Origin of the sequence: Pseudoalteromonas thalassia (genome assembly GCF_049257215.1) — a bacterium.
In the GTDB taxonomy this organism is placed as follows: Bacteria; Pseudomonadota; Gammaproteobacteria; order Enterobacterales; family Alteromonadaceae; genus Pseudoalteromonas; species Pseudoalteromonas lipolytica_C.
In genome coordinates this window covers 1-22,526 of sequence record NZ_JBMMUE010000020.1, presented here as the reverse complement: position 1 = coordinate 22,526, position 22,526 = coordinate 1, and the positions used below count along the sequence as shown (strand labels likewise).

Genomic DNA, 22,526 nt, shown 5'->3' with positions numbered 1-22,526 from the left:
GGAGCTAAGGATGGCGCATTTAACAGAACAAGAACTCTCATTTTTTAACCAACTCTTTGAAAATGCAGATGATGGTAGTGATGAAGTCACAAACACCAAAATGTCTGTAAAACTAAACTTACCCGATAAACTCAACGGATTATTAAAGAACGCTAAATTGACCTTACTTGCTGAAGTGGGTGTTTATCAATTATGGTTCCCGCTGGAGTTTGTTAATGATGAAAATGGCCAGGTTATTCCTCTACTCAGTGCTCCTGAGGTTATAGATACGAAAGGCATTGAGCGGAGTTGGCGAGCACCTCATCTAAACCTGCAAACTGACCACTACATTATTCTGTCACTATCAAGTACGGGAGTTTTGTTAAAACCAAAACAAAATAAGCCAGACTTTTCAAAAGAGCTGTTATTAGCATTTGAGCTGCCAAAAAAAGAGCGTATTGTTCTGTCTGCTAAACCTGTTCGCGTTACCAGCAATGGTATTGCAGCAAAAATTATTACGGTACACGAGGGTGAAATTGCTCTTCGTCAATACCTTTTCGAGACTCATAAAAAGCAACATGCCCAGCTATACGAACATGCCAATATAAGCACTGACCTTATCTAGTTGCAGGTAATGCTAAGCTTCGATAAGCTTGGCATTTTGCACCTCAACACAACAAGGTATTTTTATGAGTTACCCAATCGGAACGCCTGGTAAGCCATGGACCGACGCCGACAAAAAAGCGTGGCTTGAATTACAATCAGTAAAACGCAGTTACCGTGAAGATGTTGTCTCACAACTTGATGCTCTGTCTACACTCTTTGAAATTGAGCAGTATGGTGCACTGAGCTATGACAGCGATAAGTATCCTCTTTACATTTTAAAAAGCAAACAATGGCAAGCAGACAAACCAACTGTTTTAGTAACAGGTGGTGTACATGGTTACGAAACAAGCGGTGTGCATGGTGCACTAGCGTTTGCTAAAGACAAGGCCAAAGACTATTTTGCAGAATTTAATATCTTAGTGGCACCGTGTATCAGCCCTTGGGGTTATGAAACAATTAACCGCTGGAACCCAAATGCCACGGATCCAAATCGCTCATTCTATGCAGATAGTCCAGCTGAAGAGTCTGCCGCAATCATGCAATTTTTAGCCGACAACGCTATTGCACCCTATGTGCATATTGACCTTCATGAAACAACTGATACTGACAATAGTGAATTTCGCCCTGCTCTGGCAGCACGTGATGCAACGACTCACGATAACTGGAACATTCCAGACGGCTTTTATCTTGTTGCTGATAGCGAACGTCCGCATGATGCATTTCAAACAGCGATTATAAAATCAGTTGAGAAAGTAACCCACATCGCACCAAGTGATGAGAATAACCAGTTGATTGGTGTACCACAAACTCAATTTGGTGTTATTAATTACCAAGCCAAAAAGCTGGGGTTATGTATGGGCTTAACCGATGCAGAATATGTCACAACAACAGAGGTTTACCCTGACAGCCCACAAGCAAATGATAAAATCTGTATTGATGCACAAGTAGCCTCAATTACTGGTGCTTTGAACTATATTGTTAACAAATAGTTAGCTATATTTTAAATTCAGAGCGACTTATTTATTCGCTCTGAATGCAATTACACAAATAAAAACCTCACCCAAATCCAAATAAAGAAAAAAATATGTTTTTTCTTTTTTACATACTAAATAACTAGACACATATATACAATTGTATAAAATTCGCGCTCTTTTTTAATTCAAAAGGGAAGCAAATTGGAATTTAAGAATCACTATGGCAGTGTCAGTATCATCACTGATGGTCCAATTATTATTGGACAATTTTCTGGTAATATTAACGCACGTTTAGTCAATGACTTTGCAGTCGATTTAAAAAAGCATATTACTGCTTTAGCTGGAAAGCCGTGGGCATATATTAGTCATTCTACCCAATTACTTGCTACCACCCCTGATGCAGAACGTGGTTTTACTCAATTATTTCGTGCCCTGCAAGGCACAAACTGTGTAGCAACCGCTTATATGTTTAGCTCATCCATTGTGCTTAACCAAATGAAACGCATCATTGCGCAAGCGCAATCTCCGATTCAAATAATGGACTGTTTATTTGATGATTTAGACAGCGCTAAAGCTTATGTGCAAAAGCAGCTCGAATTTGCAAAGATGGCTTGTTAACTACAAGCCATTTTCACTTTTAGGTCAGGGTCAATCTCGGTAAAACTTAGTTTCTTTGGTAATTGCGATATCAGCATCTTCTAATGCTTGAATGTGAAAACTGATAGGCGTTACCTTTGATTTCAATTCATAGCCATCAGCAACCACAGTCACAGGCACACGCTTCATCTGACCCGCCTCAACTGTAATATTTTCGGGCACCTGTAAGCTTGCTTCTTCAATACCACTGATACCGATTGAATAGCTCAAACTATGCTGTGTTTTGTTGATAATTGATAAGGTATATGGGTTTTCTACTAAGCCTTCAAAATTAACACGATACAGGGCATTACGATCACGAATGACAGAGGCTTCAATAGGTGTACGCATTGCCATCCATACAACCATACCAACAACAAACAACGCCGTTAAACCACCATAGCCAAGCAGTTTTAGTCTAAATGGGTTGGTCGTTTTGCCTTCCATTTGTTTTTCAGAGGCGTACTTGATCAGGCCTTTTTGATAATTGAATTTTTCCATAGTGCTATCACACGCATCAATACATAAGCCACAGTTAATGCATTCATACTGTAAGCCATTACGAATATCGATACCGGCCGGACATACTTCCACACATAAGTTACAGTCTACGCAGTCACCTAAACCTAACTCTTTAGGATCGGCTTTACGTTTACGTGCGCCACGAGACTCCCCTCGCGCTTGATCGTAGGTAACCACTAACGTGTCTTTATCAAACATCACTGATTGAAAACGTGAATAAGGGCATGCGACCGTACACATTTTTTCGCGAAGAAAGCCCGCATTACCATAGGTACAAAAAGCGAACAGGAATACCCAAAAGCTGACGATCCCAGACATTTCTAGGGTAAATAAACTCATGTAAAGAGACTTAGCAGGGATGAAATAAGCCATAAATGACATAGATGTAAGCAAAGAGATCACCAGCCAAGCTGCATGCTTAGTGATTTTCTTTTGCCATTTACTTACTGACCAATCAGCTTTATCAAGTTTAATACGCTGGTTTCGGTTACCTTCGACTTTATGCTCGACCCAAGTAAACATCAGCATCCAAATTGTTTGTGGGCAAGTGTAACCACACCAAACACGCCCTAACCAATTAGTGACGAAGAACAAAGCAAATGCGCCAGTCATAAATAGCATGGCTAAGATCATAAAATCTTGTGGTAACAGCGTTAATCCAAACAGGGTAAATTTTTGGCTCGCTACATCGAGTAATACAACTTGGCGACCATCATATGGGATCCACGGTATGGCGATAAACGTCAGCATCAGCACCCAGCCTAAGTAACGACGGATACGTTGAAAATGCCCTTTTTGCTCTCGAATATAAATTGGCCCTTCTTGGTTGTAGGGCTTGATGATTAAGTCTTGTTCTTTAATATCAAATTTCATTTTGCTACTTACTTTTGTGTCGGTAATAGCCTGACAGAGCAACTATCAGACCAACACAAAGTAAAATGTAAATTACTGATATTAAATGATTAATTTTATTTCACCACACCATAAATCGCGATATATCACGAAAGCGCGCGTTATTTCGCGAAACTGCGTTGTATACCTAACTTTTTCATTTTTGATCTAAGGGTACTCTCAGGAAGACCCAGCAAAGTTGCAGCACCATTTTCACCTGATATTTGCCCGTTGCATCGCTTAAGTACCTCACAAATATGCTGCTTTTGTACAGCATCGAGGGAAACAACTTGCTCATTCGTTTGCTCGTTATTCAACGGCGCAGAGAGCTGTAATACAGTTTGCTTAGACAAAATAGCTTCACGCTCTAGGATATTTTGTAGTTCACGAATATTGCCTGGCCAATCATAATTAGCCAGTTTAGTGAGTGTAGCTTTGCTAAGCCCCTTTAACTGTTTACCTAAGCGCTTGTTAAGCTGTGTAATTATGTTTGCAGCAAGGAGCGGGATATCTTCTTTTCGCTCACGAAGCGCAGGCACACGAATAGGAAAGACATTTAAGCGATAATACAAGTCCATTCTAAAGCTACCCTGCTCGACCATTTGCCACAAATTACGATTTGTTGCAGCCAGTACTCGAATATCGACTTTTAAGGTTTGACTGCCACCCACGCGCTCAAACTCTTGCTCTTGCAGCACGCGAAGTAATTTACTTTGTGCTTCTAATGGCAATTCTGCCACTTCATCTAAAAATAATGTGCCTTTATCGGCCAGTTCAAAACGCCCTTTTCTGCGCTCATTGGCCCCTGTAAACGCCCCTTTCTCATGGCCAAATAACTCAGACTCAATTAAGTTTGCAGAAAAAGCAGCACAATTAACCCTAATAAATGGTTGCTTAGCTCGGCTACTCAAACGATGTAAGTTTCGTGCCACCAGCTCTTTGCCTGTGCCGTTTTCACCTAAAATTAGAACAGTGCTGTTAGTTTGGCTAACTAAAGTAATTTGTTCTAACATCGTTTGAAAAGAATGACTTTGCCCCACTAAACCTGAATCTTGCCAATCTTCGTTTAACTCTGAAATAAGATAAGCATTCTCAGCTTGTAGCTGTTCTGATAAGTGCTGGACTTGCGCTAAGGCATCACGCAATGCGACTTCTGTTTGCTGCTGTTTTGATACATCGCGAAAAATCGCGACTGCACCAATTAAGGCCCCATTTTTATAAACGGGTGTAGAAGTATACTCAACAGCAAAATAGCTACCATCTTTACGCCAGAATACTTCATCGTTTACGTGGCGATGTTTACCATCGAACATAGTGCAATATATCTGACATTCATCTGCGGGATATGGTGAGCCGTCTTTACGAGTATGGTGATGATATTGATGTATTTTTTTACCAAGCAGTTCTTCAGCTTTCCAGCCAGTCATGCGCTCAGCAGCAGGATTTACAAAGACCGCATTGCCCGATAAGTCAAAGCCATAAATCCCTTCGCCAACTGCATTGAGCAATAATGTGGGGTCGTTTAAAAATTCCTTGATCATAGTAGTCACTCAACTCGCGAAATATCACGAATGATTATGACAAGGTTAAGCTTGCTTAACAAGCAATTACAAAAAAAGCGGCTTAATGCCGCTTTAGATATTTTAATACTCTTATAAGGTAGGCACTAAGATAATTTCGCCCTGAGATACTTTCATATCTAATGGCAATTTGCTCAGTAATGCTAACTTAGGATCGTTCATATTTAACTTATAGACAGGGTTAACGGCTAAAAATCCGTTGATCACTTGCATTGCCTGATCATCTAATAAGTTTAAGCTTCCCTTAAAACCTGCTGTATCGATTGTTGTATCAACCAGTTTTACATTACGTAAAAAGACCGCTTTTTTCTCACTGTCATAAAATGGGCTACCTTCAATTTGCAGCTTCAAGCGTACTGGATATTTAAGCGCAAAGGCTTTAATAACAGCGCTTGAATCGGCTCCTAACACTACCACATCACGCTTATCTGGGCCTACATTTACACTTAGGTCATTTACCGCAAAATCAACAGGTAAGCCCATTAATTTAATTTGCTCACTCAATTTTGGTAATTGATCAGCAAGGGCTGCTTCAATTTCTGAATTGGTAAACGAGTACACAGACATACCTTGATTTGTACTTTTACATGCACCTAAAAATAAGCAGGTAAGTAATAATAAAATTCTCATTGTTTCCCTCAAAAAACACGGAAAAAAACCGCTATAAAAAGCGGTTTTATTCGTTAAATTGCAAATATTGCTTTAAGCCTTGCTAGTGTGTCAGCAGAAACTGAACCCTCACTGACTGCAAGTAATTGCTTTAAGTAATAATAAACATCGGCTTTTTCACCACGGTGTTTATCATCTAACATCGCAACTTGTTCTGTCATACGTAACTGACTATCAGCAGACTCAACACCTGCAAGAATCTCGATACGTGTTAAGAGCTGCTCAGCAGTTAAGCTAGTCGCTAATGAAGCTTGGAATTGCGACGGAAGCTCACTGCTGCTCTCAAGAGCTGCAAACAAAGCCGTTAACTTAGACTGCTCTGCTTGCTTACTAATAACCTTCGTTTTTTCGCTAATTGCTGATTCTAACTGAGCCACTCGAGCAGACAACGCTTTTGAGTACTCAAGTCCTGCCAATTTCACCGTTAAATCTTTAAGCTGTGCAAGATGCACTACACTCTCAAGTGCAGTTTCAAGTTCAGTTAACTGCTCAGCTACAACTTCATCATTTTGCTGTTGTACTTGTTTTTGCTGTTCAAACTCAGCACTACGCTTGGCAAATGTGTCGTCGTTAACACGTCTGAATTGTTGCCATAAGGTGTTTTCAGCTTTCATTCCCGCAAAGCCAATTGTTTGCCAAGTTTGTTGCAATGCTTTGAGCTCTTGACACGCAGCAGCCAAGTCATCACTTTGAGATAACAGTGTTGCTTGTTCTACAAGTGCGGCTTTTTGCTCAGCATTTGCTTTATGAAACGCAACTAATTGGCCTTGTACTTGTGATTGCGCAGCTTTGAATTGCGCTTGTAGTTCACGGTATGTTTTAGGGTCAACATTACCCGCAGAACGCCATGCTTTAACAACACGGTTAAACTTACTTTCAAACTGTTTCCAATCAAATTCACCAGATTCAGTATCGAGTTCATTGAGTTGCTGCATTTGCGCAATAATATCAACACGCTGTGCTTTAGCTTGCTCACGTTGCTGCTCTTGCTCTGCAAAATACTCGCGACATGGGGCAAACAATAGTTCAATCTGTTGATCGAATAACTCACCTTGCTGTTTCTCTGCATCCGTATCTAAACGACCTAATTCATTCCAACGACGACGTAACTGTTTAACTTGTTCAGCACGTTGTTTAGGGTCTGTACACTCGTTTGCAGCAAGTTCATTGACTTCAGCAAGTAATGCATCACGCTTTGGCGCTGATGCATATTTTTGCCAATCTTTTGCTTCTGCTAATTGGGCTTCTAAATCGGCTTTTAGGCTATTTAATGGCTGTTTATAGTAATCTGTAAGTGTGTCGTATAACTCTTCAAAGCCTTTAAACACACCAAACGCCACATTGAAACGGCCTTGTTCAATCAAACGCTTCACATCACGGGCTTTGCGTTTTGCTGTTTGTTGATTCTTTTCAAACTTATTTGTCAGCGGTGCCATTGCTTGCTGCCAGCTGTTTACTGCTTCAGCTAAATTTGCTTTGAAGCGACCTTGTAAACGACTAGGTATACTTGCTAGTTTTTTACGAGCCACTTTTTGCTGTTGTTCAAACTGCTGTTTTAAGCCATCAAAGTCATTTTCGTCTTCAGTCGTGGTAATCGCTTTTAAGGCATCAAACGCAGCTTTAAACTCTGCAATCGCGGTAACAAGTTGTGGTAATTGCTCAACTTGCTTAAATAGATTTGACAAGTGCTGTTTAACATCACGGACATTTTGATTATCAACTAAGTTTGCTTCAGCCAAAGTATCTTTTGCTTCTGCCACTTTAGCCTCAAGCCAATCTTGCTGAATTTGCTCTGGCGTTTCTAAACCTAATTGCAATGCGTTTTCAATTTCTTCGCCAATAGCTTCAAGGGTTGCAAGAGCTAGTACCTGACGCTGTTGCTCAGCTAATGCTTGCTGCATTGCTTCATGCTCTTTGCTTAGTGTTGCAATGTGAGCTTCAAGCTTTTGGGTAATCGTAGAGTATTTTTTATCAAGGACGCTTACTTGCTCATCACTGAGCCATTTTAACTCGATTGCTTGCCACTGTTGTAATAGCTCAGCATGTTGCAGCGATACTAGCTGAAAATCATTTTTATCACGAAGCGCATTCAATTTCGCCAATATAACGCGAGTATCAGCTTCGACTTTTGCAGGCATTTCTACTGCTAAACGTTCATTCTCAAGATGAGCCGCAAGTTGTGTATGCGCTTCACCTTTTGCATGTTTTAGTAGTGGCTTTGCAAGTTGGTGGTTAATGACAAGCTCAACAAGTTGCAATTGTAGCTCTTCGCGGCCTTCTTTAAAGGCTTTATCAATTAGGCTTGGGTTTGCTAAACGCTTTAATAATTTAACACGAACTTGAATTTCTTTTTCTGCAAATGCTAGCTTTTCAAGGGTTTTCACTGGCGCATAACGCTCTATAAACTCGTTTTTAATACTCGCGTCAAGTTTGCTATCAGTATTCAAAACCGCTTGATTAATGTGCTGCTCTGCAATTTCTTTAAGTGCTTGGTCTTGCTTGTATACTTGCCACCATAAAACAAGATCGTTCACTTTATTCAAGGCTTTTTTACGGATCTCAGCGGAGCTATCTTCAAGGGCAATACTATTTAAGATGCTAAGATCACGTTCTGTATCAAGGCGTTCAACTGCTGCTAAACGAACCTGACTTTTAGGGTGTTTCCATTTTGGAGTAAACAGGTGTTTAAAGATCATTTTCACTAAACCTAGCTATTTCATTTTCTGATGCGAATTCTTTTTGCAATTGAGCTTTACTCTTTTGCACCATTTCACCATTTGCGCCAATGGTAAACTGCTCATTGGTTTGCGAAACTTTAGCTTGGTAAAGCATCACGAGTTGAACTGTTTGTTGTTTTTGCTCTTCTGATAATGGAGTGCCATCAGGCCATTTACCTGTAGACGCACCATACTGAAGACGTTCAAATACTTCCGGGGTGATATTTTTAACAATATGATCAATATTCATGCTACTTTTTCTTTTTTAAAACAACTAAATAGATACGGCACACTATATACCATACAAAACCTACTGCCATTGCTGTCGAATAGGCATACCACTCAATAGACTCTGTTTCTGGATGCATAAAGTAATAACAGAAAAAGCCACCTAAAAATAATATCAGTGCGAGGAAAGACTGATTCATAAACTTTTGCTGTCTACGAATACGCGTTTCTTTTTGCATTTGCTGCAACTGCTCATTGCTTAGATCGGTGACTTGGCATTCACAATGCGGGCATTGTTTATGTTTGTCAGATATTGATTTTGCACATTGCGGGCAACTAATAATCGCCATATCTTTCTCCATACTACGCATAAAAAAGGCGCCTTTAGGCGCCCTTTATTGTACTTGTTTTATGAGTCGATGTCTTATTTGAATTTCATTCATTTGTGAAGATTCGAAAACCTGTACAACTAAATTCACGACAAATACTCAAAAAGCTGATTTATTGTTTCTGTTTCGCCTTTTCAGCTAGACGCTTTTCCCAGAAAGTCGCATTTTTAATGCCTAATTTAACTGGGTCAAAGGTGATTTCACCACCCGCTTTCTTTTGGTCTTCATAATCTCGTAGACAATTAAGAGCAGGTTTGGCAACAAAGAAAATAGCTAAAATACCCACGATGTTGATCCACGCCATTAAGCCAACACCAATATCACCGATATTCCAGATATAGCCTGAGCTATTTACCATACCGTAAGCCACCATAAACATAATGACGAACTTCACAACAACCAGTGGAATATTACCTTTAAAATAACGGTTTAAATAAGCAACGTTAGTTTCAGCAATATAGTAATAAGCAAGAATGGTTGTAAATGCAAAGAAGAATAAAGCAATACCAACAAACGCTTCACCAAAACCGCCAAATACACTAAACAGTGCCATCTGAGTAAAGGCTGCTGAGCCTACTTCAGTTGCAGCATCAACATTTTGTACAATAAATTGACCCGCAGGTAACTCACCCACAATATTGTATTGTTTAGTGATTAGAATCATTAGCGCTGTTGCTGTACAAACGAAAATAGTATCAACATAAACAGAGAATGCTTGCACTAAGCCTTGTTGAGCTGGGTGGTCTACTTCAGCTGCAGATGCTGCATGCGGACCCGTACCTTGGCCTGCTTCGTTTGAATAGATACCACGTTTAACACCCCAACCAATCGCAGCACCAAACCCTGCTTGCGCAGTGAATGCATCAGATAAGATCATTGAGAAAATGCCTGGCACTTTATCTAAGTTTAAGAACACCACGATTAAAGCTAACACGATGTAACCTAGCGCCATAAATGGCACCACAATTTGTGTGAAGTTTGCGATACGTTTAATGCCACCGAAGATGATAAACGCAAGTACAATTAAAATGATTGCAAGAGCAACTAGCTTAAAGCTACCTACTTCACCAAAGCTGGTGCTAACCAATGTGCCTTCACCGAAGACTTGTGTGAATGCATTACCCACCGCGTTTGCTTGTACGCCAGGTAAGAAAACACCACAAGCAATAATAGCGGATAGAGCAAATAACACTGCAAGCCACTTTTGTTGTAAACATCTGTCGAAGTAATAAGCAGGGCCACCTCGATACTGACCATCTTCTTCTGACTTATAAATTTGACCTAGCGTTGATTCTGCATATGCAGTACTTGCGCCTAAAAATGCGACAATCCACATCCAAAAAATCGCACCTGGACCACCAAAGCCGATCGCAGCAGCAACCCCGGCAATATTACCAACACCAACACGGCCCGATAATGAAACAGCCAGAGCTTGGAATGATGAAATTCCTGTATCTGAGTTATTAGAACTTAGCAATAACTTACACATTTCTTTGAAATGTCGAACTTGCGCGAAACGGGTTAAAACGGAATAAAACAGGCCTGCACCTAGACATAAGTAAATGAGTGCACTACTCCAAATTACGTCATTGACGGCGCTTACAAAAGCTTCCATGGATATCCTCTATAATTATATTTTTTATTGATAGTTACGATGCTCTGCGTTAGCGAATGAGAATGCGCGACATAATGATCTGAGAATTAATCAAAAATAATCTTCTCTCAGCTAGATGTACTGAATATTAACTTAAACAACCTAACTTTGTTAACAGTTAATTTTCAATATGACAAATGTGCTTTGTATTAGTCAACCAAAAAAAACGGGCATCAATCTGATTGATACCCGCAAAATTTGCTTAATGTTGTTATCTTAATTTATCAACAACGTTAACAATAGCCGCTAACGTATCTTGACCAAACTGATATGAACGACGGTCAGACCAGCCGTAATCAGGGTCTGGTAAATCATCGTTATCTTTAAATGGCATCTCTACCGTATACGCTAATGCATTAAACTCATGCGCTACAGCTGAAGAACCTACCGTTAGATTAGCCTGACCTGGCTCATCTTTTGGATAACCGTGTTCGTCTTGGAACTCAGGCGTTACAGTTAAAAGCGCAGCTTTAAAGCTATCTTCTAACTCTTTTAAACGATCATCGTAACCCGGAATACCTTCGCTACCCGCAACAAAGTTATAAGGAATCGCTTCGTCGCCATGAATATCTAAGTGCATATCAAGGCCCGTTTCACGCATTTTGTTAAGCACTAAAAATACTTCAGGGCTATTTTCCATGCTTGGTGTTTGCCATTCACGGTTCAAGTTAACGCCCTTAGCGTTAGTACGTAAGTGACCACGCACACTGCCATCAGGGTTCATGTTTGGCACAATATAGAATACTGCTTTAGATAATAGTGCCGCTGCATGTGGGTCTTCGTCATCAAGTAATTTATGAAGTAAACCTTCAACATACCACTCAGCCATTGTTTCACCTGGGTGCTGACGTGCCGTGATCCAGATTTTTTTCTTTTCACTGCTAGGTATACCGACACGTAATACACTCATGTCACGACCATCAAGTGTTTCACCTAAAGTTTCTAGTTCACACGCATGCTGGCTTTGTGCCCATGCTAATAAATCAAGGTGACGGTCATAGCTATATGGTGCGAAATAAGCAAAATACATGCTGCTGCACTCAGGCTCAACTTCAAATGATAATGTACCGTTTGCATATTCAGATGGAACACGGAACCAAGTTTGACGATCGTATGATGCAACCGCATGATAACCATCCCAGCCATCAGGATACGCTGAGTTTTCTAGGTTATTAATGTGTAATTTATGGTTTTGAAACGCGGTTGTTTCAAGACGAAAGTGAAACCACTGGAAAAAATCAGACTGATTGTCTTTATTAATTTCTAATTGAATATTCAGTGGATCAACGGCTTCAATAACCTTGATATTACCACTATCAAAATTGCTGGTGATTTTCATTCTATAAACCTATTGGTTAAAAATAATTCTTAGCTATTCGTTTGTAAGTTAAGAATTAAGTCAACGCCCTATCGTTAGAACGTTTCGTTAGTAATATGGTGTAGACCCTTAACAGCCTACCACATGCTGAAAATTTGCAAAAACTTTCACGACTAAAAAAGCCAGCATAATGCTGGCTTCTAGATTCTTTATAGCTTAGGTATTAGCGAGGTAAACTTGGGAAAGTTACTTCAGCCATATCACGCATACAACGTACTACCTGACAGCTATAACCAAACTCATTATCGTACCAAACATAAAGAACAACACGGTTGTCATCTACGATAGTCGCTTGTGAGTCAACAACACCAGCGTAACGGCTACCCACTAAGTCAGTAGATACGATTTCAGTTGACGCTGTGTAATCGATTTGATCACGAAGGTCTGAGTAAAGTGCTGTTTCACGTAAGAACGCATTTAGCTCTTCAACTGTAGTGCCTTTTTCAAGGTTTAAGTTCAAGATTGCCATTGATACGTTTGGTGTAGGAACACGGATAGCGTTACCTGTAAGTTTACCTTCAAGCTCAGGTAAAGCTTTAGAAACCGCTTTTGCAGCACCCGTAGACGTGATAACCATGTTAAGTGCAGCAGCACGACCACGGCGCTCAGCTTTGTGGTAGTTATCAATTAAGTTTTGGTCATTGGTGTACGAGTGAACAGTTTCAACGTGACCATTCTTGATACCGAACTTATCGTTAAGCGCTTTTAACGTTGGGGTAATAGCATTGGTTGTACAGCTTGCTGCACAGACAATTTTATCTTCAGGTTTGATATCTTGGTTGTTTACACCGTAAACGATGTTCTTGATGTTGCCTTTAGCTGGTGCAGTTAATAATACTTTTGCTGCGCCTTTGGCTTCTAAGTGCTGACCAAGGCCTGCTTCGTCTTTCCAGATACCTGTGTTATCAACAACAAGTGCATTCTCGATGCCGTAAGCTGTGTAATCAACTTCGCTTGGTGAGTTAGCGTAGATAACTTGAATGTAGCTACCGTTAGCTTTAATTGCATTACGCTCTTTATCAATTGTGATTGAGCCATTGAATGGACCGTGGATAGAGTCACGACGAAGTAAGCTTGCACGCTTTTCTAGGTCGCCGTCTTTACCGCCACGCACAACGATTGCACGTAAACGTAGGTCTGCATAAGGACCTGACTTTTCGATTAATAGACGCGCTAATAAACGACCAATACGACCAAAACCGTACAACACAACATCACGTGGTTCTTTACGCTCTGAGTTTGCGATTTCTGCAAGTTCGTCAGTTAAGTACTCTTCAACTGAACGACCTTTTGCAGCATCGTTAAACAAATAACCATACGCTAGTTTACCAATATCGATACGTGCAGAATTTAAATCCATTTTGCTAATTGCTTCTAAGAAAGGGAAGCTTTCACGTAAACGTAGTTTTGTACCTTCAAACTGAGCGACTGTTTTGTGCGCTTTGATGATATCGATTGTACTGGCATTAACGAGAGGACGGCCATATACAGCGATTTCGATACCACGATTACGGTAAAGTCTACCAATGATTGGTTGCATACTTTCTGCGTAATCTTGACGTTCTTGCCAGCTGCTTGTGTATTCTAACTCGTGAGATGAGGTCATTTTTTTTACCTAATTAAACAATTTTGAACGGATAGCCTTTGAAAATGTGTTGTGATTTGAGAGCAACACATGTTAGGCACGGCTATTCTAATTTAAACTCAAATGATTCTCCACTGTTACAGAACAATTCATTGCGCTAGAATAAAGTCGTAATTATTAAGTCGAGGTTAAGGAATGTTATTAAGAGCAAGCGTGTTGCTTGGTTTATTGGCGTTAACGGGGTGTGAAGATCCGCTTACACTGGCAAAGGTATGCGAAGAGACTCCTGGCTTTTGCAGTGATTTAAATAAAGACAGTCACTGTAAAGAGCAACGTGCCGAGGTCATCATTCAGCGATATGTTGAATATAAGTCACCAACAGACGAAAACAAATACCAGTTATTAAAAGATTTCGAGAAATACGATCAGTGTGTATCGCTCGCTGCCAAAATTGAGCATATAAAACTAAAAGAAAAAACGACGTCTCGTGTTGAAGGTCATTTAACCAGTATTAAAGAGATGACACGTATCTTCCAAGATACAAAAGACACAAATCATCCAGGCTTGTTGTATTACCATTGGTCACGTAATAACGACCAATCAGCGTTAACGAAACTTCTCGCTCTTGAAGAAAAACAAGATAAGCGCGTAACTGAAGATGCAGAAATGCAGTTTTTCTTAGCAAGCTACTACGTTAAGTTTGATGATGAAAAAACCATTGACTTGCTTTACAAAACGCTAGAACTGAATAAAGCAGGTGAAACACCCAACCCTGAGATCTACCCTACTCTTGTGAGCTTATTCTACAAACATGAAAAGTATAAGCATGCCTACACCTTTGCACGTGTAGCACAATTATCTGGGTATGAAGATGTCGATATTTTACCTATCGAGCATCAACTCGCTGCCGCAGGTAAAAGCCTGGACAGCTTAGATGATTTAGCGCAAAAAACCTACGATAGCATCCAAGCGGGTAGCTTCGTATCACCACGCGGGTTTTAATTAATTCGCTAGTGCAGTACTTAGACAAATAAAAAAGGCAGCTAACGCTGCCTTTTCTTATTTTGCTTTGCTTGTGCCAACTTCTACACGAGTTTTTAGCTTTTGACCTGGTCTAAAAGTCACTACTCGGCGTGCCGAAATAGGGATATCTTCACCTGTTTTCGGATTGCGACCTGGACGTTCTTTCTTATCTCGAAGATCAAAGTTACCAAATCCAGAGAGCTTTACTTGCTCGCCTTTTTCTAGCGCTGAGCGGATTTCTTCAAAAAACGCTTCAACTAAATCTTTGGCATCTTTTTTATTGATCCCGAGTTTTTCAAATAGGTGTTCAGCTATGTCGGCTTTAGTAAGCGCCATATCTAGTCCCTCAACGATGCGTTAAATTGTTCGGCCAATGCGGCCACCACATTATCAACTACTTGATTGATATCTTTCTCTTCGAGCGTTCTATCAACCGCTTGCAGTGTTAGAGCAATCGCCAAACTCTTATAATTTGGCTCAATACCTTTGCCCTTATACACATCGAATAAGTTTAGGTCAACCAATTGATTTCCGCCAACTTTTTCTATTACATTTAAAATATCACCAGATTTTACGTGATCTTTCACTAAAATCGCGATATCACGGCGGTTTGACGGGAATTTCGAGACCGTTACCGCTTCTGGTAATTTTCTTTTTTCAAGGGCTGACATTTCGATTTCAAATACAAAGGCTGTGTTATTGATATCTAGTAACTTTTGCACTTGTGGGTGCACAGCACCAAAAAATCCTACTTTTTTACCATCAACATAAATAACTGCTGATTGACCTGGGTGTAAGCCATCAGACTGCTCTGCTTTTATCTCAAAGCGTGCAATATCGTTGCTAATTGCTAAAAGTGCTTCAACATCGCCTTTTAAGTCATAAAAATCAACGCTACGCTTTTCTTGAACCCAATGTTCGCCGTGTGCAAGTCCAGAGATTACACCACCAATCACAGCAACTTGGTTTACGCCGTTTTCAGCATTCTCGTCACGTAAGAATTTTAAGCCATGCTCAAATAAACGTACACGTGGTTGTTGACGGTTTTGGTTATACACTAACGATGCTAATAGACCCGGCATTAAGCTCACACGCATTGCTGACATTTCAACTGAAATTGGGTGTGGTAATACAAGCGCATCACTTTGTGGATGTAAAATTGCTTGTGCTTTTGGATCAACGAAGCTGTAGGTAATTGCTTCTTGGTAACCACGTGTTACAAGCGTATTGCGGAATTTAGTTACCGCAACATGTGACTCGTCATGGTTAGTCATTTTTAATTTAGCTGTTGGTGCAACGTTTGGAATGCTGTTATAGCCGTAAACACGTGCAACTTCTTCAATTAAGTCTTCTTCGATACGAATATCAAAACGATAGCTAGGTACGTCAGCGCTCCATACACCATCAACAATTTTCACATCTAGACCCAAGCGCGTTAAGATATCAGTGACTTTTGCATCATCAATATGATGACCAATTACACGGTCTAAACGCTCACGACGTAAACGCACTTCTGTCACTTTTGGTAATTTATCAGTTGCTACTGCTTCAACAACTGGGCCTGCTTCACCGCCAACAATCTCTAGAAGTAATGCTGTAGCACGTTCCATCGCATCTTTTTGTAGCGCAAAATCTACACCACGCTCGTAGCGGTGTGATGCATCCGTGTGTAAGCCGTAGCTACGTGCTTGACCAGCAATCGCTACCGGGTTAAAGAAGGCACTTTCTAATAAAATATCTGACGTTGACTCAGTCACACCTGACTTTTCACCACCAAAAATACCCGCGATAGCAAGTGCTTTATTGTGATCAGCAATAACAAGTGTAGATTCATTTAGTTTCGCAGTATTGCCATCAAGAAGAACGATTTCTTCACCAGCATTAGCGCTGCGAACTTTAATACCACCTTCAATAGCATTTAAATCAAATGCGTGCATTGGGTGACCAAGCTCTAATAACACGTAGTTTGTAACATCAACTACTGGATCAATTGAACGAATACCACTGCGACGAAGTTTTTCTACCATCCAAAGCGGTGTTTCTGCATCAAGGTTAATACCTTTGATTACACGACCTAGATAACGAGGACAGGCATCATCATTAACAAGTTCAATGGATACTTTATCTTCAATCGTCGCCGCAACAGGGGCAATCTCAAGATTGTTAACATCAATACTGTTCAGTACACCTACCTCACGCGCTAGACCTTTAATACCTAAACAGTCACCACGGTTTGGTGTTAGGTCAACATCAATAATGTTGTCGTCTAGGCTTAAGTACTCGCGTAAGTCAGTGCCGATTGGTGCATCACTTGGTAGTTCCATGATGCCATCACCTTCTTCGCTGATACCTAACTCAACGAATGCGCACAGCATACCGTGAGATGGTTGCCCACGAAGCTTGGCTTTTTTGATTTTGAAGTCACCCGGTAATACAGCGCCAACTGTCGCAACAGCTACTTTTAAACCTTGACGACAATTAGGTGCACCACAAACGATATCAAGTAGCTCATCACCACCTACGTTTACTTTAGTTACACGTAATTTATCAGCATCAGGGTGTTGACCACACTCAACCACTTCACCAACTACAACACCTGTGAACTCTGCTGCTGCAGGCTCAACACCGTCAACTTCAAGACCAGCCATTGATAACTGTTCCGAAAGAGCCTGTGTGTCGATTGCTGGGTTCACCCACTCTCTTAACCACTTTTCACTAAATTTCATTTTATATCTTCACTCTTAACGGAACTGGTTTAGGAATTTTAAATCGTTTTCGAAAAATGCACGTAAGTCGTTTACGCCGTAACGCAACATAGTCAAGCGCTCAACACCCATACCAAATGCGAAGCCTGTGTATTTTTCTGGATCAATACCCACTGATTTAAGAACGTTAGGGTGAACCATGCCACAGCCTAATACCTCTAACCACTTGCCGTTTTTACCCATAACATCAACCTCAGCTGATGGCTCAGTAAACGGGAAATATGAAGGTCGGAAACGGATTTCCATATCTTCTTCAAAGAAGTTACGTAAGAAATCGTGCAAAATACCTTTTAACTCAGTGAAGCTTACATCTGTATCAACCATTAAGCCTTCCACTTGGTGGAACATTGGCGTGTGAGTTTGGTCATAATCGTTACGATAAACACGACCTGGAGAAATGATGCGCAATGGTGGCTGCTCAGTTTCCATAGTACGGATTTGTACACCACTGGTTTGTGTACGAAGCACAAGCTTAGGGTTGAAATAGAAAGTATCGTGATCAGCACGCGCAGGATGGTGCTCAGGAATATTTAGCGCATCGAAGTTATGAAAATCATCCTCAACTTCTGGGCCTGATTTAACCGCAAAACCTAACTCACCAAAAAAGCTTTCAATACGTTCAATTGTACGAGTTACTGGGTGTAAGCCACCTGTTGGCATAACACGACCCGGTAAAGTTACGTCGATCGTTTCTGCAGCTAGTTTCTCTTCAAGAGCCTTACTTGCTAGTAACTCACGCTTTTCGTTAATGGCTGTTTGTACTTCTTGTTTTGCTTGGTTAATCACTTGACCCGCTTCTTTACGCTCTTCAGGGGCAATCTTGCCTAGCGTTTTAAGTAAGTTGGTGATTTCACCTTTTTTACCAAGGTAATTAACCCTGATATCTTCTAACTGCGCGATTTCATTCGCACTGGCAACTGCCTCAAGTGCTTGCGCTAAAATATTTTCTAAGTTCATTGAGTACCTGGTCTTTCACAGAAGGATTTTGTAATAGCTAATGATAACTGAAAGCAAGGACTAGATTCTAGCCCTACTAAAGCTTTAACGTTGATTTTATAAAGGGAATTGTTAATTTTCTTTGTGCGGCCATCGAGGCATGGTCGAGTTTGTCTAAAACATCGAGTAAAGCGCGCATATCACGGCTTAATCGCGTTAATAAAAAGCGCGCGCATTCATCGGTCAGTTCAAGGCCACGCATGTGAGCGCGGCGTACAAGTGCCTCTGCTTTATCATCATCACTCATTGAGCGAATTTGTAATGTGGTACCCCATTTTAGTCGAGATACTAAGTCTGGTAAGTTTATATGCAACATATCAGGCAATAGATCGGCTGTTACAACAAGATATTTACCAGGCTCGTTAAAGCGATTAAAAAAGTTAAATAGCCCCTTCTCCCATGCATCATTCCCTGCCACTAAGTGCACGTCATCGATACATAAAACGTCAAGGTTTTCGAGGCCTTCGAGTACCACAGGGCCAAAATCAATCACCTCGCGCATCGACAGTAACATCGTTGATAAACCATGCTCTTGAGCGTGAATACAAGTCGCGTATAAGAGGTGGGATTTACCAGAATCGCCTAGGCCGCATAGGTAGGTATATTGAAACTTATTATTGAGCTTTGTGAACGCATCTTTAAGATGACTGACTTCAAGCGAGTTCTCACCACCAAAGTAAGATGTAAATGTTTCATCATCGGGTAATGTAACCGGTAATGCCATTTGCATAGGTTCTTGCACGTGTTTTAAAGCCCTTGCCACTGATATTCTAACTCATCACCTGTTACCACCTGATAAAAATCACGAGGATCTTGATAAGCTTTAAACGCACTGTCTAACTCGAGAGCTTTTCTGAAATCATTCATACTGCCAGTATGATTTACAGTAAACTGTACAGTATCAGGTTTTCGGATAGTGATTTCAGCTCGAGTTACAACACTTAAACTTTCTAAACGACGTTTTGCAACTTCAATATCTACAAAGTTATCAATACCTTTTAGGTAAAATGTTGCAGTTGCAAGCTGACCAATCATGGTAGGGTCAATAGCATACTCTTGTGCTAAACCGCCCGCTAAATTATCAACCATATCTGCAACAATTTGTTGCTTATCACCAACTAATCGATTTGTTTCAAATAATTCTGCATTTGTAAAACGCCAATCAAGCACCCAAGTTTCAGAATCTTGCTGCTGATACATTCGAGCTGTGATACTACGCTCTGCACTGTAACGACTTGATGCTTGCTCTACTGGTTCAGAAAAATTTCCCCATACTTCGGGTATGCCAACTATAGAACGATCTTGCAAATCAAGTAATGGCACAACCACAGGCAAACCACGTCTGTCTGCCTTATCATAGATTAACTGCTCAAGTTGTGGGTAACTTTCTTGCGTAACGAGCTCACGTCGCCAATTATCTTCTATAGCTAACCAGATAGCTACTAGCGGGCGTCGTGTCCCCCATAAAGGCAGATTTAAATCCTTTATTAGTGCATTAATTTTATTAGCTTCAAACTTAACAACCAAGTTCAAAGTACCATCTGGCTTTTCATCATATTCAAACTTAAGCATATAGTCTGAAATGTCGCTGGTACGCTCTTTGGCAACAGGGTTTTGATCTGCTGATGTATCACCCGTCACTTTAACCAATACATTAAGAAGTGCTTCACGACTAGCAGCTAATCGAGCATCTCGTGATTTATCAGCAACTTTCAGAGTATCTTGGTATAGATTAGTCACCTCAACTGCAAAAGTTGAAACACTAGAAAAAAATAATAATAAACAAATAAGTAATCTAGACACAGGCCATTAATTCTTGCTTTTAAACTGGTTTGATCCTAAATCAAAGCCATAAACAAAGCAAAGTTAATTTAATGAACGGGAGATGAGTGAGTTAGCGAGTTTCGAGAGTAAAGCTACAAGTTAGAAAGAGTAAAGTTAGTAAGGGTAACTTTGAAGTCTACCCAACCTACCTGAAGAATGGATAAGTCACATTGTTGATGCAAGCCGCGAAAAGTCGCGGTAGAAAATCGCGAAAAATGCGAAAACTTAAGCTTTAAGTATTTTGAATAGACTTTAACATATTTAAATAGAACTAGACGCTTATTTATAAGTTGGATCTGTATTAATTAAGCATACGTTCTTAACTTCTATTAACTCTAACTTGTCGTTGAGTTTTGTTTGTTCTTTCCTGATACCTACCAGTTCATTTAGAACATTTTGATTGGTGCTTTGAATTGCGCCATACAGCTTATCAGGAACATTGATATCTGAAACCATTGAACCAATTGAAAAGCCAATTGAGCCAAACATAGAGGCAACAGCTATCCAAATCGCTACCAAGGACTTTTTATTTGCGTCTTTAGCTGACTCCCTAGCTTCTTTAAGCTCAACATATTCTAAATATCTAAAGTGGTCTTCAGCACTTGCAAATAGTTCAATATCTGACTTATCAACTGAAGAATAAAATGAAGCATGATTCTGAAATAGAAGTGACTTGTGATGAATTAACCTCTTCAGTTGTTCCTTCTCTTTTTCATTTGGCCCTACAGATTCACATAACTGTTGAAAAGTAAAAGACTCTTGCTTTGTAGCCCACTCTAGCACACGTATCATCAAGTTCTTATCGTCCATTCTATTTCCTTATTATGTTAAGTCGGCGCTAAACTATCATCGTCTAGGTAAACTCTTTCATCATAGCGCTCAGCTGTCACTTTTACCCTATCTGTTGATGAAGGTTTAATATCTGTTATTAATACATTGTTACACCAGCGGCTAGCGATGCCAAACATAAATAAAGGAGGCTCTATTGAACCATCAAAGACAGGTTCAAAGTCTAACGCTTCATTTATAATAACTTCATTGCTCGCTGAGCCTATTGATGCTGTATAAGGTCCTGATAATGTACCGTCTGGCTTTGCTAAACGCAAAAACATAAGATTGATCACTTTGCCATTTCAGTTCTGTATTTACATATTACTGTGCTACCAATTATGTACTCAATGGTACTTGAGACTGAGCAACAAAAGTTAATTCAAAGCCACACTAAGCAAACCGTTGTATCTGCTAACAAGTCAATTGAAATAAGAACCGAACTACCAGAAACGTTAGAAGAGTCAACCCGCAAGTGTCAAGAGAACATAGCTAAATACCGGAGATAACATGAGTGGCAAAGCGCAAACAGCAGAAACCCTATTATTACTCCTTGACTCGATAGAACGTAAGATTTTAGAGAATAAAGTCGATGAAGAACAAACCACAAAATTAGCAACGTTAATATTCGATGACTTTCGCCGTAATAACATACAGAGCTTGCTAAGAAATATGGATATTCTGAGCGACGCATCTACCAAATTCTTCGGGCCATACATGCAGCTGAATCAAAGCGCATACAACCTGAGCTGATCTAACCAACCAATTAGCCCCACAAAGGGCTTTCTTATGGCAAAAATTAACCTGGATTTTCCCTGTTGTTTTTTATTCAAGTGATAATTTACTTTAAATATCTTAAACTAAGTGCAGTTGTACAATATTTACAACTACATTAACTACAATAAATGGAACTATATATGTTTTTGTCAAAATCAAATTGGAAACCATCTTTAGCCATTGCATGTGCAGCTGTTCTTAGTGGATGCGCCTCCCCTGATTACAACTATATCCCAGTGTCGACTCAAATTAGTGAGCCTGCAATTGACAGTGTAAATATTGCGTATGTTGGCGATGTTATGCTTAGGCAGGGGAAATACTCAGAACATGATGCTATATATTTACCTTATAAAGTAGAAGTTAGTTGGGCGTATGACCTACATTGTTGTGGTCAACTAATTCCGGACAGTGAATTAAGTTTTTCTTCTGCTATAGCAGGGGCAACCATTTGATTATGGCTATGTGGCCTGCGCCAGTTATAATAATTCATCAAATAATTACTAAT

The 22,526-nt window shown here is 40.1% G+C and carries 22 protein-coding genes; 6 read left to right on the top strand and 16 right to left on the bottom strand.

What is annotated here, in order from left to right; all coding sequences use genetic code 11:
• The first annotated feature begins 10 nt into the window (after positions 1–10).
• The 3 genes from AAEU31_RS18360 (at position 11) to AAEU31_RS18350 (ending at position 2,177) form a co-directional block, all read left to right on the top strand.
• Positions 11–604: a hypothetical protein gene (locus tag AAEU31_RS18360; protein WP_135925257.1), complete on the top strand. Its 594-nt coding sequence runs from the start codon at positions 11–13 to the stop codon at positions 602–604.
• A 64-nt stretch (positions 605–668) separates the two neighbouring features.
• Positions 669–1,574 carry a M14 family metallopeptidase gene (locus AAEU31_RS18355; RefSeq protein WP_421967971.1) on the top strand — a complete coding sequence of 302 codons (906 nt, stop codon included), beginning with the start codon at positions 669–671 and terminating at the stop codon, positions 1,572–1,574.
• A gap of 186 nt (positions 1,575–1,760) precedes the next feature.
• Complete coding sequence (locus AAEU31_RS18350; protein WP_135925261.1) at positions 1,761–2,177, top strand: hypothetical protein; 417 nt, start codon at positions 1,761–1,763, stop codon at positions 2,175–2,177.
• A gap of 30 nt (positions 2,178–2,207) precedes the next feature.
• On the opposite strand, the gene ccoG is transcribed toward AAEU31_RS18350, so the two are convergent.
• The 9 genes from ccoG to AAEU31_RS18305 all read right to left on the bottom strand — a co-directional run bounded on the left by ccoG (position 2,208) and on the right by AAEU31_RS18305 (position 13,829).
• Positions 2,208–3,590 carry a cytochrome c oxidase accessory protein CcoG gene (gene ccoG / locus AAEU31_RS18345; protein WP_421967970.1) on the bottom strand — a complete coding sequence of 461 codons (1,383 nt, stop codon included), beginning with the start codon at positions 3,588–3,590 and terminating at the stop codon, positions 2,208–2,210.
• Positions 3,591–3,730: 140 nt separating this feature from the next.
• Positions 3,731–5,149, bottom strand: a complete 1,419-nt coding sequence (locus tag AAEU31_RS18340; RefSeq protein ID WP_421967969.1) for a sigma-54 interaction domain-containing protein — start codon at positions 5,147–5,149, stop codon at positions 3,731–3,733.
• Between the two features lie 111 nt (positions 5,150–5,260).
• Positions 5,261–5,818, bottom strand: a complete 558-nt coding sequence (locus AAEU31_RS18335) for a YceB family lipoprotein (protein ID WP_135925267.1) — start codon at positions 5,816–5,818, stop codon at positions 5,261–5,263.
• Positions 5,819–5,871: 53 nt separating this feature from the next.
• Positions 5,872–8,553: a DUF349 domain-containing protein gene (locus tag AAEU31_RS18330; protein ID WP_421967968.1), complete on the bottom strand. Its 2,682-nt coding sequence runs from the start codon at positions 8,551–8,553 to the stop codon at positions 5,872–5,874.
• Positions 8,543–8,824 (bottom strand): YeaC family protein, encoded by a 282-nt coding sequence (locus tag AAEU31_RS18325; RefSeq protein ID WP_135925273.1) that lies wholly within the window; start codon positions 8,822–8,824, stop codon positions 8,543–8,545. Before AAEU31_RS18325 ends, AAEU31_RS18330 begins: the two co-directional genes overlap by 11 nt.
• Before the next feature lies 1 nt (position 8,825).
• Positions 8,826–9,152, bottom strand: coding sequence for a hypothetical protein (locus tag AAEU31_RS18320; RefSeq protein WP_135926289.1), 327 nt, complete (start codon positions 9,150–9,152; stop codon positions 8,826–8,828).
• 151 nt (positions 9,153–9,303) lie between these two features.
• On the bottom strand, positions 9,304–10,806 hold the full coding sequence (locus AAEU31_RS18315) for an alanine/glycine:cation symporter family protein (protein ID WP_135925277.1): 1,503 nt from the start codon (positions 10,804–10,806) through the stop codon (positions 9,304–9,306).
• Between the two features lie 250 nt (positions 10,807–11,056).
• Entirely contained in the window at positions 11,057–12,184 is a 1,128-nt protein-coding gene (locus AAEU31_RS18310; RefSeq protein WP_135925279.1) for a M14 family metallopeptidase, read from the bottom strand.
• A 202-nt stretch (positions 12,185–12,386) separates the two neighbouring features.
• Positions 12,387–13,829 carry a glyceraldehyde-3-phosphate dehydrogenase gene (locus tag AAEU31_RS18305; RefSeq protein ID WP_135925281.1) on the bottom strand — a complete coding sequence of 481 codons (1,443 nt, stop codon included), beginning with the start codon at positions 13,827–13,829 and terminating at the stop codon, positions 12,387–12,389.
• Between the two features lie 174 nt (positions 13,830–14,003).
• Between AAEU31_RS18305 and AAEU31_RS18300 the strand changes: the two genes are divergently transcribed.
• Complete coding sequence (locus AAEU31_RS18300) at positions 14,004–14,810, top strand: DUF2989 domain-containing protein (RefSeq protein WP_135925283.1); 807 nt, start codon at positions 14,004–14,006, stop codon at positions 14,808–14,810.
• A gap of 57 nt (positions 14,811–14,867) precedes the next feature.
• Here the strand turns inward: AAEU31_RS18300 and ihfA are convergent, their stop codons facing one another.
• The 7 genes from ihfA to AAEU31_RS18265 form a co-directional block, all read right to left on the bottom strand.
• On the bottom strand, positions 14,868–15,167 hold the full coding sequence (ihfA, locus tag AAEU31_RS18295) for an integration host factor subunit alpha (protein ID WP_002960690.1): 300 nt from the start codon (positions 15,165–15,167) through the stop codon (positions 14,868–14,870).
• 2 nt (positions 15,168–15,169) lie between these two features.
• Positions 15,170–17,557, bottom strand: coding sequence for a phenylalanine--tRNA ligase subunit beta (pheT, locus tag AAEU31_RS18290; RefSeq protein WP_295511206.1), 2,388 nt, complete (start codon positions 17,555–17,557; stop codon positions 15,170–15,172).
• 15 nt (positions 17,558–17,572) lie between these two features.
• Positions 17,573–18,553 carry a phenylalanine--tRNA ligase subunit alpha gene (gene pheS, locus AAEU31_RS18285; RefSeq protein WP_062568835.1) on the bottom strand — a complete coding sequence of 327 codons (981 nt, stop codon included), beginning with the start codon at positions 18,551–18,553 and terminating at the stop codon, positions 17,573–17,575.
• A 76-nt stretch (positions 18,554–18,629) separates the two neighbouring features.
• Complete coding sequence (gene hda, locus AAEU31_RS18280; protein ID WP_213018564.1) at positions 18,630–19,322, bottom strand: DnaA regulatory inactivator Hda; 693 nt, start codon at positions 19,320–19,322, stop codon at positions 18,630–18,632.
• Positions 19,323–19,339: 17 nt separating this feature from the next.
• The gene (locus tag AAEU31_RS18275; RefSeq protein WP_421967967.1) at positions 19,340–20,395 is read right to left on the bottom strand and encodes a DUF2066 domain-containing protein; all 1,056 of its coding nucleotides are present in this window, start codon (positions 20,393–20,395) and stop codon (positions 19,340–19,342) included.
• A 300-nt stretch (positions 20,396–20,695) separates the two neighbouring features.
• Positions 20,696–21,226 (bottom strand): hypothetical protein, encoded by a 531-nt coding sequence (locus tag AAEU31_RS18270; RefSeq protein ID WP_421967966.1) that lies wholly within the window; start codon positions 21,224–21,226, stop codon positions 20,696–20,698.
• A 17-nt stretch (positions 21,227–21,243) separates the two neighbouring features.
• Complete coding sequence (locus AAEU31_RS18265) at positions 21,244–21,528, bottom strand: hypothetical protein (RefSeq protein ID WP_421967965.1); 285 nt, start codon at positions 21,526–21,528, stop codon at positions 21,244–21,246.
• 408 nt (positions 21,529–21,936) lie between these two features.
• Between AAEU31_RS18265 and AAEU31_RS18260 the strand changes: the two genes are divergently transcribed.
• Complete coding sequence (locus AAEU31_RS18260; RefSeq protein WP_421967996.1) at positions 21,937–22,002, top strand: hypothetical protein; 66 nt, start codon at positions 21,937–21,939, stop codon at positions 22,000–22,002.
• Between the two features lie 159 nt (positions 22,003–22,161).
• The gene (locus tag AAEU31_RS18255; RefSeq protein WP_421967998.1) at positions 22,162–22,473 is read left to right on the top strand and encodes a hypothetical protein; all 312 of its coding nucleotides are present in this window, start codon (positions 22,162–22,164) and stop codon (positions 22,471–22,473) included.
• Positions 22,474–22,526: the final 53 nt, after the last annotated feature.